This window comes from Microbacterium sp. 22195, assembly GCF_052056515.1.
Lineage (GTDB): Bacteria > Actinomycetota > Actinomycetes > Actinomycetales > Microbacteriaceae > Microbacterium.
The window spans coordinates 236,214-251,378 of the sequence record NZ_JBQEPE010000003.1 but is presented as its reverse complement, the minus strand read 5'-3'; the positions used below and the strand labels follow the sequence as shown (position 1 = coordinate 251,378).

Sequence of the window (15,165 nt, the reverse complement as noted above, 5' to 3'; positions counted from 1 at the left end):
GATCGAGGAGGATCCGCCATGACCGAGAACACCACCGTCTACGTGAACGCCGTCGTCTTCGACGGTCTGGCGGATGCCCCGCTGCACTCGGCCTTCGCTGTGCGCGGCGACCGCATCCTCGCCGTGGGCACGGACGACGACGTGCGGGCTGCGGCGGGCCCGGACGCCGCGGTCGTCGACCTGGGCGGGGCGTTCGCGATGCCCGGAGTGATCGAGGCGCATGCGCACCTGGCGATGTTCGGCCACGCGCAGGGCAAGGTGCAGCTGCGCGACTGCACCTCGGTCGAGCAGATCCAGCAGCGGCTGCGGGAGGCGCGCGAGGCGAATCCGGATGCCGAGATCATCGAGGGCGTCAGCTGGCTGTTCGACGCGCTGCCCGACGGTGTCACGCAGCCGACCGCCGCGATGATCGACGCCGTGATCGACGACATCCCGGTGTTCCTCGACGCGAACGATCTGCACAGCACCTGGGTGAACACCGCCGCGCTGCGGGCGGCGGGCATCGATCGCGACACCGCCGACCCGATCGGCGGCGAGGTCGTGCGCGACGAGAACGGCGACGCCACCGGCTTCCTGCTCGAGACCGCGGCCATGGATCTGCTCGCCGACTATCTCGACGGCATCCGCACCGAGGAGGAGGTCGACGGGCACCTCGACCTCGCGTTCGACGCCTACCTGGCGGCCGGCGTCACCGGCGCCGCCGACATGGGCATGACCGAGCAGTCGATCGCGGCGCTGCGGCGCCGGCTCGACCGCGACGGGCGGCTGCCGTTCCCCGTGACCGCGCACTGGTGGCTGAGCTCCACCGGCGACCCGGCGGCCGACCTCGCACAGGTGGATCGCGCCGTGCAGCTGCGCGACGAGCTGGCGGCGACCGGAACCCCGTGGCTGAAGGTCGTCGGCGTGAAGTTCATCCTCGACGGCGTGATCGACGCCTGCACCGCCGCCATGGTGCGCCCCTATGCGGACGGGTCGAACGCCGACCCGATCTGGAGCCGCGAGGCCGCGACGCCGGTCGCGATCGCCGCCGACCGCGCCGGCCTGCAGCTCGCGATGCACGCGATCGGCGATGCCGCGAGTGCGCTCGCCGTGGATCTCGTCGAGGCCTGCGAGCAGGCGAACGGTGTCGGCACCGGACGACGGCCGCGCATCGAGCACCTGGAGTCCGTCGCTCCCGAGACGGTCGAGCGGATGCGGGAGCACGGCATCGCCGCGTCGATGCAGCCCGTGCACTGCGACCCCGCCATCCTGGACAACTGGATGGCGGTGCTGGGCGATCAGCGCGCCGAAGACGGCTTCCCGTGGAACTGGTTCCGGGACGTCGACGTCCCCGTCGCGCTGGGCACCGATGCCCCCACCGCACCCCATGAGGCGCTGCACAACCTGTTCATCGCGATGTCAGGGCGATCGTCCATCGACAGCACGCTGGCCCCGTACCACCCGGAGCGGGCGTTCAGCGCCGCGCAGGCGCTCGCCGCCGCGACCTCCGGCGCGGCCTACGTCGGCGCGATCGACGACGCCTACGGGCGGATCGCGCCAGGCTTCCACGCGAACGTCGCCGTGCTCGACATCGATCCGCTGTCCGCCCCCACAGAAGACCTGCTCACCGGCGCCGTGCTCCTCACCCTGGTGCACGGCGAGGCCGCCTACCGGCGACCGTGACCCGCCCCCACTGAATCCGAACGCCCCCGAAACCCATACGCCCCTGCAGCGACGCAGGAGGCGACCGTCCTGGAAGGACCGCAATGTCCGAAGCATCCGCTGTTCCCGCCCCCCTCGCCGCCGAGGCGCACCCCGCGGGAACCGAGTTCGTCGACGCGGCGAACACCCCCGAGACCCGCGGCATCGAGATCATCGACGATTCCGAGCGCCACGGCCGCGCGCGGGACCTGTTCTTCGTCTGGTCGGCGCCCGGCGTCAGCGTGCTGAACATCACCGTCGGAGCGTCGATGACGCTCGTGCTGGGGCTGGAGATCTGGCAGGCGCTGCTGGTCGTCCTGGTCTCCAGCGTGCTCGCGGTCCTGCCCGGCATCGTCGCGATCTCGGGTCCCGCGGCCGGCACCTCCGGTTCCGTGGTCCAGCGTGCGATCTACGGCATCCACGGCAACAAGATCGTCATCGCGTTCTACGGCTGGTTCATCTCCGGGGTGTTCCTCGCGCTGAACTGGGTGGCCGCCTCGTTCATCGGCGGCGAGCTGCTCAAGCGCTGGGGCTTCCCCGATCCGGTCCTGGCACCGATCCTGGTCGCCGTGGTGGTCTCGGCGATCACCGTGATCGTCGCCGTGTACGGCCACGCACTGATCCTGAAGGCCTACATGGCGATCTCGATCGGACTGTTCGTGATCTTCGCGCTCGTGATCGGCTTCATCGCGCCGACGCTGGACTGGGGTTTCACGCAGCCCGCGCCGCTCGAAGGGCTGCCGCTGTGGGTGAGCATCACGATCGCGTTCGCCCTGATGGCGTCGTCGCCGCTGTCGTTCAGCAACAGCGCCGACATGGCCCGCTACCTGCCGCGTGACACGAAGGCATCCGGCATCATCGGCGCGACAGCGCTGGGACAGCTGTTCCCGGCGGTGCTGATCACCGCCTTCGGCGTCGTGCTGGGCGGCACGGTCGGGCCGGAGAGCCTCGCGAACGGCATCGAGTACTCGCTGCTCGAGAGCCTGCCGGCCTGGCTCGCGCCGCTGTTCGTGCTCGGCGTGCTGGTGAACTGCATCTCGCTGAACGGCATGACGACCTACACGGCGAGCATGGCGCTGCAGTCGATCGGCGTGCCGATCCGCCGCATCCCGTCCGCGATCCTGATCGGCGCGCTCGGCTGCGCGTTCACGATCGTGCTGGTGCTGGCATCCGACCTGATCAGCGCCGTCAACCTCATGCTGCAGTTCCTGCTGATCATCTCGGTGCCCACCATGGGCGTCTACGTGGCCGACATCGTGCTGCGCCGCAACCGCTACGACGGTCTCGAGCTGTTCGACGAGCGGCCGGGCGCCCCGTTCTGGTACCGCGGCGGCTTCGGCATGGCCGGGGTCGTGGCCGTGGTCGTCGGGGGCGTCGCCACTGCGCTGTTCCTGTCCACCACGGTGTGGGTCGGCCCGCTGGGCGCCGCGCTGGGCGGGGTGGACCTGTCCGTCCCCGTGGGGCTGATCGTGTCGGTCGGGCTGTACGCGCTGCTGGCCCGCAGGACGATCCGCGCGCAGATCGCGTGATGGCCTGATCGGAGGGTGATCGGCCGCCCGCACCTGGGGCGGGGTTGTCAACCCCCTTCAGAACGCGGGCGGACTCGGTCACCGTGGTTCCCGTGGCGACGACCCGACGCCACCTGAACGAAGGGAACCGTCATGACCATCGGAACCGGAATCGTCCTGTTCGTGATCGGAGCGATCCTCGCCTTCGCGTTGAACGTGCAGGTCCCGTGGGCGGATCTCCACATGATCGGCTACATCCTGATGGGCGCGGGTGTCGTCGCGTTCCTCGTCGGCATCGTGCTGATGGCACGTCGTCGGCGCACGGACGTCGTCACGCGCACGGACGGAACCGTCGACGGAGGCAACGTCTCGCGTCGGTCGGTGCGTGAGCCCGGCGGCGACGAGGTGTTCTGACCGGAACCGACGGCCGGGTCGTCATGGCCCGGCCGTTCACCGTGTCCGGTGCGCGTTCCGGGAGCCGGGGCGCGCCTTTTGCGAGTCAGGCGGGCGCCGGCGCCGCGAGCACTGCTTCGGGCTCGGGCTCGGGCTCCTCGGCGGTGACGAGCGCGTCCAGCGCATCGGTGCGGCTGCGGAATCGCGAGGGGAGCGTGACGTGCCGGAACCAGCGGACCTCCACGTGCCCGTCCTCCTCGATGATGCAGGCCACGAGGTGTTGCGGGTCGCCGGCGGGGAAGCGCATGTCGATGATCATCCAGTCATCGGGGGAGACCTGGTGCAGCATGAAATCGTCCGACATCGCATCCTCCTGAGCGTCTGGTCCCCCGACTCTGCTCAGTGTGCGCCACCGATGCTGTGAACGAGCGGGGATTGACGGCGATCAGAGGCGTCTGGTGGCCGGACCGGACGCCGCGGTCAGGGAACGATGACCAGCTTTCCGCGCACGTGGTGCGTCTGGCTGGCGCGGAAGGCATCCGCGACCCCCTCGAGCGGGAAGGTCTTCGCGATCTCCACCTTCAGCACGCCCTCCGCCGCCATGGCCGCGAGTCGCGCCGTCTGCTCGCCGTCCGGGCGCACCCAGATGTTCCGGCCGCCGTGCTGGGTGACGGAAGGGTCGGCGATCGACACGTGCACGCCGTCGTCGGCCAGCACGGCGAGGGTGACGTCCAGCATCCCGCCGGCGAAGTCGGCGACCGCGTCGACGGGCCCGCCGTTCAGGGCGAGCACCCGCTCCGCGAGCCCCTCGCCGTAGGTGACGGGGTGCGCGCCGAGGCTGCGCAGGTAGTCGTGGTTGGCTTCGGATGCCGTGGCGATCACCCGCGCGCCGCGGGCGTGCGCGATCTGCACGGCGAAGCTGCCGACACCGCCGGAGCCGCCGTGGATCAGCACGGTGCGCGCGTGCAGCTCGCCCAGCGCGTCCACCGCACGCAGCGCGGTGCCGCCGGCGAGCGGGAGGGCTCCTGCCTGCTCCCAGCTGAGGGCCGCGGGCTTGTGCGCGACGGCCCGCACGGGCACGTCGACGCGCTCGGCGAAGGTCCCGCCGCCGACCGTGTCGGTGCGCGCATACGCCATCACCTCGTCACCGACCTGGAACTCGGGGGTGTCGAGCCCCACGGCCACGACCACGCCGGCGACATCCCAACCGGGGATGACGGGGAACTGCGTGGGCATCAGAGCGTCCAGCCCGCCGGCCATGAGCTTCCAGTCCACGGGGTTCACGCCCGCGGCGCGCACCTCGATGATCACGGATGCCGGGGACAGCTTCGGCTCGGGGACATCACGCACTTCGAGGGTGTCGAGATCCTGGCTGAAACGGTGATAGACGACGGCGCGCATGCAGGCCTCCTCAGGGACGTGTCCTCCACTCTCGCACGCGTGCGCACCCACCGGGCCGAAGTTCCGGGATGAGGAACGATCCCGGGCTACAGTCCCTGCCCGGCGTCCCACAGCCGCTCGGTGCGGCCGGCGAGCAGCGCATCCAGCGAGATCGCCTGTGCGTCCGTGAGCGAGGCGGCGTAGTCGATGATGCCGCGGCCCCGCGCGAGCGCGTCGAGATCGGCATCCGTGCGCGACTCGACCAGTTCCGGGGCGTCCTTCCGCAACCGGCGGTAGTCGTCGGTGGAGAGCTCGACCAGGTCGATCAGCCGGCGCGGGGCGCGACGGGCGTCGCGCGGATCGTCGAGCCAGGCGGTGAAGCCGTCGACCAGGCGCTCCAGCACGCTGGCCTGACCGCGCTGGTAGACGGTGAGGTCGGGGCGCTCCAGGATGAACCGCTCATGCAGGAACTTCAGCACCGCGACCTCGTGCCAGGCCTGCCGGTTCAGGGAGACGTGGCCGCAGCGGATGTGCGGATGCCGGTGCACCTCCACCGAGGACTGCAGGCGCGCGATCCACCCGCTGGTGAACCTCGCGAGGGTGCGCTCGCTCGCCAGGGAGCCGTCGAACGGCTCGGCGACGAGCCCGTCGATGACCTCGGTCTTGACCTTCGCGACCGCCTCGCTGAAGGCGTCGGGGTCGGCGATCCAGGCGTCCTTCTCCTTGAGCCGCCGCCAGAGCAGCTCCAGCGAGGAACCGGGCATGCGGGAGTCGGCGGCCAGCGCAGCGACGTCGGAGGCGCGCAGGGTCGCGAGCTCGCGGTGCCAGGTGCGGAACTCGGCCGACAACGTCGCGGGGTTCAGCAGACCCGCACGGTAGAAGTCGTCGAGGTCGTGCAGCGAGTAGGCGATGTCGTCGGAGATGTCCATGATCGAGCACTCGACGGTCTGCTGCCCCGGCTCGATCAGCGGGTACGCCGACAGGGCTCCGCGGGCATCCTGCTCGTCGATCGCGTAGAAGTTGAACTTGCTCGCGCCGCCCCGTCGTGCGCCGCCCTCGCCGCGCCGCCAGGGGTACTTCAGCACGGCGGCGCGCACCGCCGCGGTGAGGTTGAGGCCGACGCCGGGACGGTCGTGCTCGTCCAGGCGGGTGAGGATGCGGTAGGTCTGCGCGTTCCCCTCGAAGCCCTCCTGCAACCCGAATCGCGTGCGTGCGAGGCGGTCGAGGGTCTGCTCGCCGAGGTGCCCGAACGGCGGATGCCCGAGGTCGTGCGCCGCCGAGGCCGCCTGCACGACGACCGGATGCGCGCCGCCGAGCTCCCCGACGATCCGGCCGCGGTTGTCGGTGCGCGTGGAGAGGTGGGTCGCGATCGCGCGGGCGACGGCCGCGACCTTGATGGAGTGCGTCAGGCGGTTGTGCACCGCGAGGCCGGCGCCGGCCTGCGAGATCACCTGCGTCACGGCCGAGAGCCGCGAGTAGTACGGCGAGAAGCGGATGCGCTCCACGTCCACCCGGAAGTCGGGATGCCCCTCGGCCTGCTGGAATTCGTCGAGCGTCTCGGGCAGGCGTCGCGTCTGGCGCGGGTCATCCGTCATCCGCCCAGTGTGGCACGCGGCGGGGGAGTGCTGACGTACTCCTCCGGGAGTACGAGCGGGGACGACCACGAGCGGATGCCGCGCGCGGGGCGCGAGAACTAGCATCGGAGGATGCCGGATCTGCAGCGCTTCGCCGACCAGGGCGCCGATCCCCTGGACGGCGCGGGCTGGGGCCCTCCCGCGCGGGTCGGACGGCGCCTGCGCCTGGTCGCGCCGGTGGTGCTGAGCCTGCTGATCCAGGTGCCGGCGGCGGTGTGGATCACGGTGCGCACGGCGCCGCACGTCCCGCACTGGCCGGTCGTGCTGCACATCGCGCTCGCGGTCGCTGGACCGCTGGCGCTCCTGGCGCTGCGCCGGCTTCCCGGCCCGACGGTCGCGGCGGTGGCGGGGTTCGCGCTGCTCGACGTGCTCACCACCCCGATCGGCGGTCCGCCGTACATCGCACTGGCGTTCGCGGTGATCGGCGCGGTCGCCCGCGGCGCGATCGTGTGGGCGGCGATCTCGGTCGGCGTCGGCTGGGCATCCGCCATCCTGATCGGCACGCTGATCGACCGAACCTGGTTCCCGGGCGTGGTCGTCGCGGCGACGGTCGGACTCGCCGTGTGCTTCGCGATCGGCACCGGGCTGCGCTCGCGAGGCGCGAGGCGCGCGGCGATGCGCGCCGAGATCCAGCACCGCCGTCGCAGCGCCGAGGAGCAGGAGCGGATTCGCATCGCCCGGGAGCTGCACGACGTGCTGGGTCACGCCCTGTCGCAGATGAACGTGCAGGCAGGTGTGGGGCTGCACCTGTTCGATCGCGATCCGGAGCAGGCGCGCGCCGCGCTGCAGAACGTGAAGGACACGTCCAAGCTCGCGCTCGAGGAGGTGCGCGGAGTGCTCGGCGTGCTGCGCGAGGGCGAGGTGCCCCTGGTGCCGCAGGCCGAGCTCGCCGAGCTGCCGCGACTGATCGCGGGTGTCACCGGATCCGGCCTGGAGGTCGCGCTCGACGATCGCCTCGACGGGCAGGAGCCGGGCCGCGCCGCGCAGTTCGCCGCCTACCGGATCGTGCAGGAGGCGCTCACCAACGTCGTCCGGCATGCGGATGCCGCGCATGCGCGGGTCGTGCTGGAGCGGCTCGATGGGCAGCTGATCGTCACGATCAGCGACGACGGCGCCGGGTTCGGCGGCGTGGATCCGGCGGCCGCCGGCCATGGCGGCGTGCTCGGGATGCGTGAGCGCGCGGAGCTGCTGGGCGGTGGCATCCGCTTCTCCGACCGACCCGGCGGCGGCGCCGAGGTCGTCGCCGAGCTGCCGTGGGGGAGGACATCATGATCCGCGTCGCCCTGGCCGACGACCAGCTGCTCGTGCGCGCTGGATTCCGCGCGCTGCTGGACGCCGAGGACGACATCGAGGTCGTCGCGGAGGCTGCCGCAGGCCGGGAGCTGCTCGAGCGCATCCGGGTGACGCCCGTCGACGTGGTGCTGATGGACATCCGGATGCCCGACGGCGACGGCCTGTGGGCCACCGAGCAGATCGCCGAGGACCCGGCGCTGCAGGACGTGCACGTGGTGATCGTGACGACCTTCGAACTGGACGAGTACGTCGCCCGCGCCGTGCGCGCCGGTGCAGCCGGGTTCCTCGTGAAGGACACCGAGCCCGCCGACCTGGTGCGGGCGGTGCGGGCGGTCGCCGAGGGCGACGCGTTGCTCTCTCCAGGGGTGACCCGGCGCCTGCTGGACCGGTTGGCGGTCGGGCTGCGGGAGGCTCCGGATGCCGCGCAGCTGGACGTTCTCACCGAGCGCGAGCGCGAGGTGCTGCGGCTGGTGGGCCTCGGGCTCAGCAACGACGAGATCGCCGTAGAGCTCTTCCTCAGCCCGCTGACGGCGAAGACGCACGTCTCCCGCATCCTGTCCAAGCTGCAGGCCCGCGACCGGGTGCACCTGGTCGTGATCGCGTACGAGACCGGCCTGGTCGCGCCCGGCTGGCGGTAGCGCCTGCTGCTGCGGGTACTCCCGCGGGAGCATCCGGAGTCACTCCCCGGGGCGGATTCGCCCGGCGAGCGATCGGACGACGCTGGAGTCATCGGTCGAGACACGGCCGATGAAAGGAAGGGCATCATGCTCGCAGCAACCGCGGCCGTCGCCGCACACGCCGGATGGGGCGTCGCCCCGTTCTGGCCGTTCTTCTTCATCGGCCCGGTGATGTTCCTCATCATCGTGGCCCTGCTCATCACCCTCATCGTGCGCCGCCGGCGCTACTGGGGTGGGCCCTGGCAGGCGGCTCCCGGCGGAGGGGCTCCTTGGATGCGCGGTGCGCAGAGCCGCAGCGCCGAGCAGATCCTCGCCGACCGGTTCGCCAGGGGCGACGTCGACGAGACCGAGTACCGTGCGCGCCTGGAGGTGCTGCGCGCCAACCGTCCGGAGGCCTGAGGCTCTCCGTTCGGCCGCTGAGACTTCCGTCCTGGCATGAGACCCGCACTCAGGTGTCTCATGCCGGGGCGGGAGTCTCGTTTCGCGCCCGGTCTCCTCGCGGCGCGAGATCGGGGGGGCATTGCGGCGCGAAGTGTGCGAGGGTGGGGATATCCCCACATGACGGTCCCCGGGCCGTGCCTCTTGGCAACGGGTTTCGTGGAGACATAATCAGAGGGACCGTCATGGGCAAGTTCATCTACGAGGGTGCGCAGAAGGTGGAGATCGAGGATCGCGCGCTGCTGCACATGCAGCTCGTGATCACCGCCAAGCTTCGACGCAGCGAGCCGTTCCCGTTCTCCTGGCGGGAGGACGTCAGCGTCGGCGGCGGTCGGACCACCGTCTGGATGCATGCGAACAGCGCTCTCGTGTTCAAGTACTACGGCAGTCGTCAGCCGAGCGTGAACCGTGCGTGGGTGGATGCCCTCGCCTTCACCGCGAACTCGCCGGGCGGGCTGTACCTCACGCCGGAACCTGCGTCGACGGGGTCCACCCTGCGGGAGACCGCGGACGCGCTCGCGTAGGCATCCTGCGCCTCGCCGTTCCTGCTCAGCGCGAGCAAGGCCGCGTAGGTCAGGCGGAAAGCGGCCTCGGGTACAAGCGGAGCGTCTGCTTCGGTGTTGCACCAGCCCTGCCGCTGGAGTGGATCACGCGAGTTCGAGTGCCATGTCCGCCCGTAGGTGCCGGACGGTTCTGCGCAGGGGCTCGACCATCGAGTACGGCCACAGGTCATCGGTGCGGCTGGTCGGCATCGTGATGCTCATCGCTGCGGCGACGCCCGTCTCCTCCGTCGTCGTGATCGGGATGGCGACACAGCGGCATCCGTCGATGAACTCCTCGTCGTCGACGAAGAAGCCGAGATCTCGTCCTCTGCGAATCGCGGACAGGATCTCGTCCGGCTGCGTGAGCGTTCGGGCCGTGAGCCGCGGGATGGCGACCTGGTGAAGTCGCCGCAGGACATCGTCATCATCGAGCGTGCTCAGTAGCGCCTTTCCGATTCCTGTGGCGTGGGCGTGCAGGCGCATGCCCACGTTTGAGGCCAGCCGCATCGGATTCGGTGAGGGGCTGATCGCGATGTAGACGTTCTCCACGCCGTCGAGCCTGGCCATCTGCACAGTCTCGCCTGTCTCGTCAGTGAGCTTCGCCATGAGAGACGGCCCGGCGTGGAGGAGAAGTCGATGTCCGTCGTAGCGCTGCCCGATCTGCCAGGCCTTGAGCCCGAGCGTGTATCGCTTCGTCGCCGGATCCAGTTCGACCCACCCCGCAGCCACGAGCGTGCGCAACAGTCCGTGAGCACTCGACCGCGGCAGTTCCAGGGCCTTCAACAGCTGGGGGAAAGTCTGCGCCTCGACCGCGGCAAGGTGCTCGATGATCTCGAGCGCCCGGCCGGCGGACTTGACCGCCCCCGGTTCCATCTCGGTCACCCTCACCTCCGCGCTGTGTTGTGTGAACAGGAGTGTTGTGTCACACTATCGCGCGTTCAGGTCTGAGACACCAAGTTCATATACGTGAACGCCATGAATACCCCTCGTCAATGGAGATGTCCCGATGTCCTCTCAGTCCTCCACGCGGCCGGAACTCGCCGCCATCGTCCGCAAGGTCACGCTCCGGCTGATCCCGATCCTGCTCCTCATGTACATCCTGGCGTTCCTCGACCGCGCCAACCTCGGCTTCGCCAAGGTCGCTTGGCAGGCCGACACCGGAATCTCTGACGCCGCATACGCACTCGGCGCTGGCATCTTCTTCGTCGGCTACGCCATCTTCGAGATCCCGTCGAATCTGCTCATGCGCCGAGTCGGCGCGAAGATCTGGCTCGCCCGCATCATGATCTCCTGGGGCATCGTCTCCTCGTTGATGATCTTCGCCACGAACGAGTGGACCTTCTACATCCTGCGCGTGCTGCTCGGCATCACCGAAGCCGGCTTCTTCCCCGGGGTCATCCTGTTCCTGACGTACTGGATTCCGCTGAAGTACCGGGCTCGGGTGAACGGCCTGTTCTACTTCGGCGCACCGCTGGCGTTCATCTTCGGCGGGCCGCTGTCCGGCATGCTCCTGGACCTCGATGACAAGGTCGCGATCCACGGATGGCAGCTGATGTTCCTGGTCACCGGAATCCTCACCGTCCTCGTGGGCATCGTGGCATTCTTCTACCTCGACAACGGCCCGAAGGATGCGAAGTGGCTCGACGCACACGAGCGCGAGGCGCTGCTGAGCGCGCTGGACGACGAGAACACCGCCAAGGAGAATCACTCCCCGCGCGGTGCCCTGCGCGCTCTGGGCAACCCCGTGGTGCTCTACTTCGCCGCCATCTACCTCACCATCCAGATGAGTGTCTACGGCGTCACGTTCTACCTGCCGACCCAGATCGCGACCATCGTCGGGCAGCCCGTCGGTCTCGAAGTCGGACTGCTCACCGCTGTGCCGTGGACGTTCGCGTTGATCGTGACGTTCGTGCTGTCCCGCCTCGCCGACAGCACAGGCCAGCGGCGGCTCATCGCCACCCTCGCTCTCGCAGCAGCCGGTGTGGGGATTGTGCTCTCCGCCGTGATCCAGGACCCGATCGTCGCTCTCGCCGCCCTCAGCATCGGGGCCGCCGGATTCATCTCGGTGCAGCCGGTGTTCTGGACCCTTCCGACGTCGTTCCTGCTCGGCGCGGCCGCCGCGAGCGGCATCGCGCTGATCAACTCGCTCGGCAGCCTCGGTGGATTCCTCGCCCCGATTCTGAAGAACTGGGCCGACGCGACGTTCGGCGACAGTGCCGGACTCATCGTGCTCGCCGTCATCGCCCTGCTGGGAGCCGCTCTCATCGCACTCAGCCGAGTCGTCAGCCCCGCAGTGCGGGAGACCGACGGCATCGGACTGGCAGTGTCCGCGCCCACCCACCAGCGCTGACCCCCGGTCGGCAAGATCAAGGAGACCTACTCATGCGCGAGCTCGTCCTCAGCGAGATCGGACGCCTCGACGTCCGTGACACCCCTACGCCTCATCCGGGGCCCGACGAAGTTCTCATCCGAGTGTCCGCGACCGGGATCTGCGGATCCGACGTGCACGGCTACACGGGCGAGAACGGACGCCGTCACCCCGGGCAGGTGATGGGCCACGAGTCCAGCGGCACAGTCGCGGCGGTGGGCGCCGACGTGGAGGGACTCGTCGAGGGCACCCCGGTGACGTTCAACCCGGTCGTCGTTCCGGCCGACGACGCGGCCGAGTACGCCGGCCGCGAGCAGCACCACCCACGCAAATACGTCATCGGTGTGGCGGCGGAGATCCCGGCGGCCTTCGCCGACTACGTGGTGGTCCCTGCGCGGAACGTTGTTCCGCTCCCTGATTCGCTGCCCATTGAGCTCGGCGCGCTCATCGAGCCTCTTGCCGTCGCCGTTCACGCTGTGAGGAAGCTGCCCGCCGACAGCCTCAGACGAGTGCTGGTCATCGGCGGTGGTCCCATCGGACAGTCCGTCGTCATCGCGCTGCGCGATGCCGGGGCGGGAACCATCCTCGTCAGTGAGATGGATGCCGCCCGGCGCGAGCTCGTGCAGAAGCTCGGCGCCGAGGTCATTGACCCCGTCGACGGTCCCATCGCAGAACAGCTCGGAGAGCGCGGCGGGCTCGCCGACGCTGCGGTGGATGCTGTCGGCATCACCCCCACGCTGCAAGACGCGCTGACCAGCACGGTGCTCGGTGCTCCCGTCTGCCTGGTCGGCATGGGCGCGCCACAGGTGTCTCTCGACGCCTTCCTCATCAGCACCGAGGAGCGCTCCCTCATCGGCAGCTTCACCTACGGGTCGGACGACTTCATCCACGCGGCGCACACCATCGCCGGCGACCCCGACGTCTATCGTGTGCTGGTCAGCCGCGAGATCGACGTCGCCGACGCAGACAACGCCTTCGCCGGACTTGCCGCCGGCGACGGCACCCCGGGCAAGGTGCTTGTCCGGTTCGACCGAGACGGAGAGACCCGATGACAGGCACCCCTACCATCCGCGAAGTCCGCGCCTACACCGTGCGCGGTGGCGGAGCCGACTACCACGACCAGAACGCCGGGCACTGGATCGACGACCACATCGCGACACCCATGAGCGTCTACCCCGAGTACCGCCAGTCACGTCAGAGCTTCGGCATCAACGTCCTCGGCACCCTCGTCGTGGAGATCGAGGCCAGCGACGGCACCGTCGGGTTCTCGGTCACCACCGCCGGCGAGATAGGCGCGTTCATCGTCGAGAAGCATCTCGCACGGTTCCTCGAAGGGCGCGCGGTCACGGACATCGAACGCATCTGGGACCAGATGTACAAGTCCACGCTGTACTACGGCCGACGCGGCGTCGTGCTCAACGCCATCAGCGGCGTAGACCTCGCCCTGTACGACCTGCTCGGACGCATCCGCCAGGTCCCCGTGTTCGAGCTGCTCGGCGGCCCGGTCCGCGACGAACTGCAGTTCTACGCCACAGGCGCCCGCCCCGACAGGGCGCAGGCACTCGGCTTCATCGGGGGCAAGATGCCCCTGCACCACGGTCCTGCTGAAGGGGAGGAGGGTCTTCGCAGGAACATCGAACTGCTCGCCGACATGCGCGAGAGGGTCGGAGACGACTTCTGGCTCATGTACGACTGCTGGATGTCGCTTGACGTCGACTACGCGACCCGGCTCGCACACGCGGCATCCGACCACGGTCTGAAGTGGCTCGAAGAAGCCCTCATCCCCGACGACTACTGGGGATACGCCGAGCTGCGCAAGCGTGCACCCTCGTCGATGCTCATCACCACCGGCGAGCACGAGGCCACGCGCTGGGGCTTCCGCCAGCTGCTCGAGACCGGCGTCGACCTCATCCAGCCCGACGTCGGCTGGTGCGGCGGCATCACCGAGCTCATCAAGATCTCGGCACTTGCCGACGCGCACGGGACGATGGTCGTGCCGCACGGCTCGTCGGTGTACTCGTATCACTTCGTCGTAACGCGCACGAACAGCCCGTTCGCGGAGTTCCTGATGATGCACCCCACCGCCGAGGAGGTGGTGCCGATGTTCTCCCCGATGCTGACTGGTGAGCCCGTTCCTGTGAACGGCCGACTGAAGGTTCCCGAGACGCCCGGCTTCGGAGTCGAACTCTCGGATGCCATTCAGAAGCACCGTCCCTACACACACTGATCTGGAGCACGACACATGGAATTCCTCCGCCTCGGCGACCCCGGCACCGAGACCCCTGCGGTCCGCCATGAGGGCCGCGTCCTGCGCCTCGACGGCCTCACCGGCGACATCGACGGCGCCTTCCTCGCGGGCGGCGGCATCGCTCGAACCCGCGCAGCGCTGGACGCGGGCGAGCTGCCCTCGTTCGATGGCGCCGAGCTGCTGCGCGTCGGCGCGCCCATCGCCCGCCCGCAGGCGGTGCTCTGCATCGGTCAGAACTATGCCGCCCATGCGGCCGAATCCGGTGACGCTCCGCCATCGGTGCCGATCCTCTTCCACAAGCACCCGAACACCGTCGTCGGTCCGTACGACGACGTTCTCATTCCGCCGGGAGCCGAGAAGGTCGACTGGGAGGTCGAGCTGGGGGTGGTCATCGGCACCCGTGCCCGCTACCTCGCCAGTCCTGAGGACGCGCTCGCGCACGTCGCAGGCTACGTCGTCTCGCACGACGTCTCGGAGCGCGCGTTCCAGGTCGAGCAGTCGGGCGGTCAATGGTCGAAGGGCAAGAATGCAGAGACGTTCAACCCGCTCGGGCCGGCGCTCGTTCCCGCCGAAGAGGTCGACCCGCAGAACCTGCGCCTGTGGTCCACAGTCAACGGTGAACCGCGGCAGGACTCCAACACCGCCGACATGATCTTCACCGTTGCGCACATCGTGCATCACCTGTCGCAGTACCTCGTGCTTGAGCCGGGAGACCTCATCAACACCGGCACACCGCAGGGCGTTGCTCTATCGGGTCGGTTCCCCTACCTGCGTGCCGGGGATGTCGTCGAGATCGGCATCGACGGACTCGGCTCCCAGCGGCAGACGCTGGTGCCCGCCGAGAGGTAGAGCCCCTCCCATCCGATTCACCGGCCTTAGGGACTCCGCGCGGCCGGCGGAGAACCCGGAAATGCAACCGACAGAGAAAGGTGGAGCGGATCGGGCCTCGGTGTGCCGCCGCGCCTCGGCGGAAGAACGTGCAATAGGCGCGCATCTGAACCGGG

At 69.4% G+C, this 15,165-nt stretch carries 15 protein-coding genes; 11 read left to right on the top strand and 4 right to left on the bottom strand.

All coding sequences use genetic code 11. The annotated features are described in order from the left end of the window. Positions 1–18 precede the first annotated feature (18 nt). The 3 genes from ACTJJ4_RS11925 to ACTJJ4_RS11915 all read left to right on the top strand — a co-directional run bounded on the left by ACTJJ4_RS11925 (position 19) and on the right by ACTJJ4_RS11915 (position 3,602). Positions 19–1,662, top strand: a complete 1,644-nt coding sequence (locus tag ACTJJ4_RS11925; protein WP_440943513.1) for an amidohydrolase — start codon at positions 19–21, stop codon at positions 1,660–1,662. Between the two features lie 83 nt (positions 1,663–1,745). Continuing rightward, positions 1,746–3,209 carry a purine-cytosine permease family protein gene (locus ACTJJ4_RS11920; protein ID WP_440943512.1) on the top strand — a complete coding sequence of 488 codons (1,464 nt, stop codon included), beginning with the start codon at positions 1,746–1,748 and terminating at the stop codon, positions 3,207–3,209. A 132-nt stretch (positions 3,210–3,341) separates the two neighbouring features. Beyond that, on the top strand, positions 3,342–3,602 hold the full coding sequence (locus tag ACTJJ4_RS11915; RefSeq protein WP_292699631.1) for a DUF6458 family protein: 261 nt from the start codon (positions 3,342–3,344) through the stop codon (positions 3,600–3,602). Between the two features lie 85 nt (positions 3,603–3,687). On the opposite strand, the gene ACTJJ4_RS11910 is transcribed toward ACTJJ4_RS11915, so the two are convergent. From ACTJJ4_RS11910 to ACTJJ4_RS11900, 3 genes are all read right to left on the bottom strand, one after another. Then, the gene (locus ACTJJ4_RS11910; protein WP_440943511.1) at positions 3,688–3,945 is read right to left on the bottom strand and encodes a hypothetical protein; all 258 of its coding nucleotides are present in this window, start codon (positions 3,943–3,945) and stop codon (positions 3,688–3,690) included. A 116-nt stretch (positions 3,946–4,061) separates the two neighbouring features. Further along, positions 4,062–4,982, bottom strand: coding sequence for an NADP-dependent oxidoreductase (locus ACTJJ4_RS11905; RefSeq protein ID WP_440943510.1), 921 nt, complete (start codon positions 4,980–4,982; stop codon positions 4,062–4,064). A gap of 86 nt (positions 4,983–5,068) precedes the next feature. Further along, a complete protein-coding gene (locus tag ACTJJ4_RS11900; RefSeq protein WP_440943509.1) occupies positions 5,069–6,556 on the bottom strand; it encodes a deoxyguanosinetriphosphate triphosphohydrolase family protein in 1,488 nt (495 codons plus the stop codon). Positions 6,557–6,667: 111 nt separating this feature from the next. On the opposite strand from ACTJJ4_RS11900, the gene ACTJJ4_RS11895 reads away from it, so the two are divergent. From ACTJJ4_RS11895 to ACTJJ4_RS11880, 4 genes are all read left to right on the top strand, one after another. After that, on the top strand, positions 6,668–7,867 hold the full coding sequence (locus tag ACTJJ4_RS11895; RefSeq protein WP_440943508.1) for a sensor histidine kinase: 1,200 nt from the start codon (positions 6,668–6,670) through the stop codon (positions 7,865–7,867). Next, entirely contained in the window at positions 7,864–8,526 is a 663-nt protein-coding gene (locus ACTJJ4_RS11890) for a response regulator transcription factor (RefSeq protein ID WP_440943507.1), read from the top strand. Before ACTJJ4_RS11895 ends, ACTJJ4_RS11890 begins: the two co-directional genes overlap by 4 nt. 126 nt (positions 8,527–8,652) lie before the next feature. Beyond that, positions 8,653–8,964, top strand: coding sequence for an SHOCT domain-containing protein (locus tag ACTJJ4_RS11885; protein ID WP_292699612.1), 312 nt, complete (start codon positions 8,653–8,655; stop codon positions 8,962–8,964). Positions 8,965–9,188: 224 nt separating this feature from the next. Beyond that, the gene (locus ACTJJ4_RS11880; RefSeq protein ID WP_440943506.1) at positions 9,189–9,527 is read left to right on the top strand and encodes a DUF7882 family protein; all 339 of its coding nucleotides are present in this window, start codon (positions 9,189–9,191) and stop codon (positions 9,525–9,527) included. A gap of 123 nt (positions 9,528–9,650) precedes the next feature. Here ACTJJ4_RS11880 and ACTJJ4_RS11875 read toward each other — a convergent pair whose 3' ends face one another. After that, positions 9,651–10,418: an IclR family transcriptional regulator gene (locus tag ACTJJ4_RS11875; RefSeq protein WP_440943655.1), complete on the bottom strand. Its 768-nt coding sequence runs from the start codon at positions 10,416–10,418 to the stop codon at positions 9,651–9,653. 133 nt (positions 10,419–10,551) lie between these two features. On the opposite strand from ACTJJ4_RS11875, the gene ACTJJ4_RS11870 reads away from it, so the two are divergent. The 4 genes from ACTJJ4_RS11870 to ACTJJ4_RS11855 are packed head-to-tail and all read left to right on the top strand — an operon-like array spanning position 10,552 to position 15,010. Then, complete coding sequence (locus ACTJJ4_RS11870) at positions 10,552–11,895, top strand: MFS transporter (protein WP_440943505.1); 1,344 nt, start codon at positions 10,552–10,554, stop codon at positions 11,893–11,895. 32 nt (positions 11,896–11,927) lie between these two features. After that, entirely contained in the window at positions 11,928–12,965 is a 1,038-nt protein-coding gene (locus ACTJJ4_RS11865) for a zinc-dependent alcohol dehydrogenase (protein ID WP_440943504.1), read from the top strand. Beyond that, a complete protein-coding gene (gene rhmD, locus ACTJJ4_RS11860) occupies positions 12,962–14,140 on the top strand; it encodes an L-rhamnonate dehydratase (protein WP_440943503.1) in 1,179 nt (392 codons plus the stop codon). Before ACTJJ4_RS11865 ends, rhmD begins: the two co-directional genes overlap by 4 nt. Positions 14,141–14,155: 15 nt before the next feature. Next, positions 14,156–15,010 carry a fumarylacetoacetate hydrolase family protein gene (locus ACTJJ4_RS11855; protein ID WP_440943502.1) on the top strand — a complete coding sequence of 285 codons (855 nt, stop codon included), beginning with the start codon at positions 14,156–14,158 and terminating at the stop codon, positions 15,008–15,010. Positions 15,011–15,165: the final 155 nt, after the last annotated feature.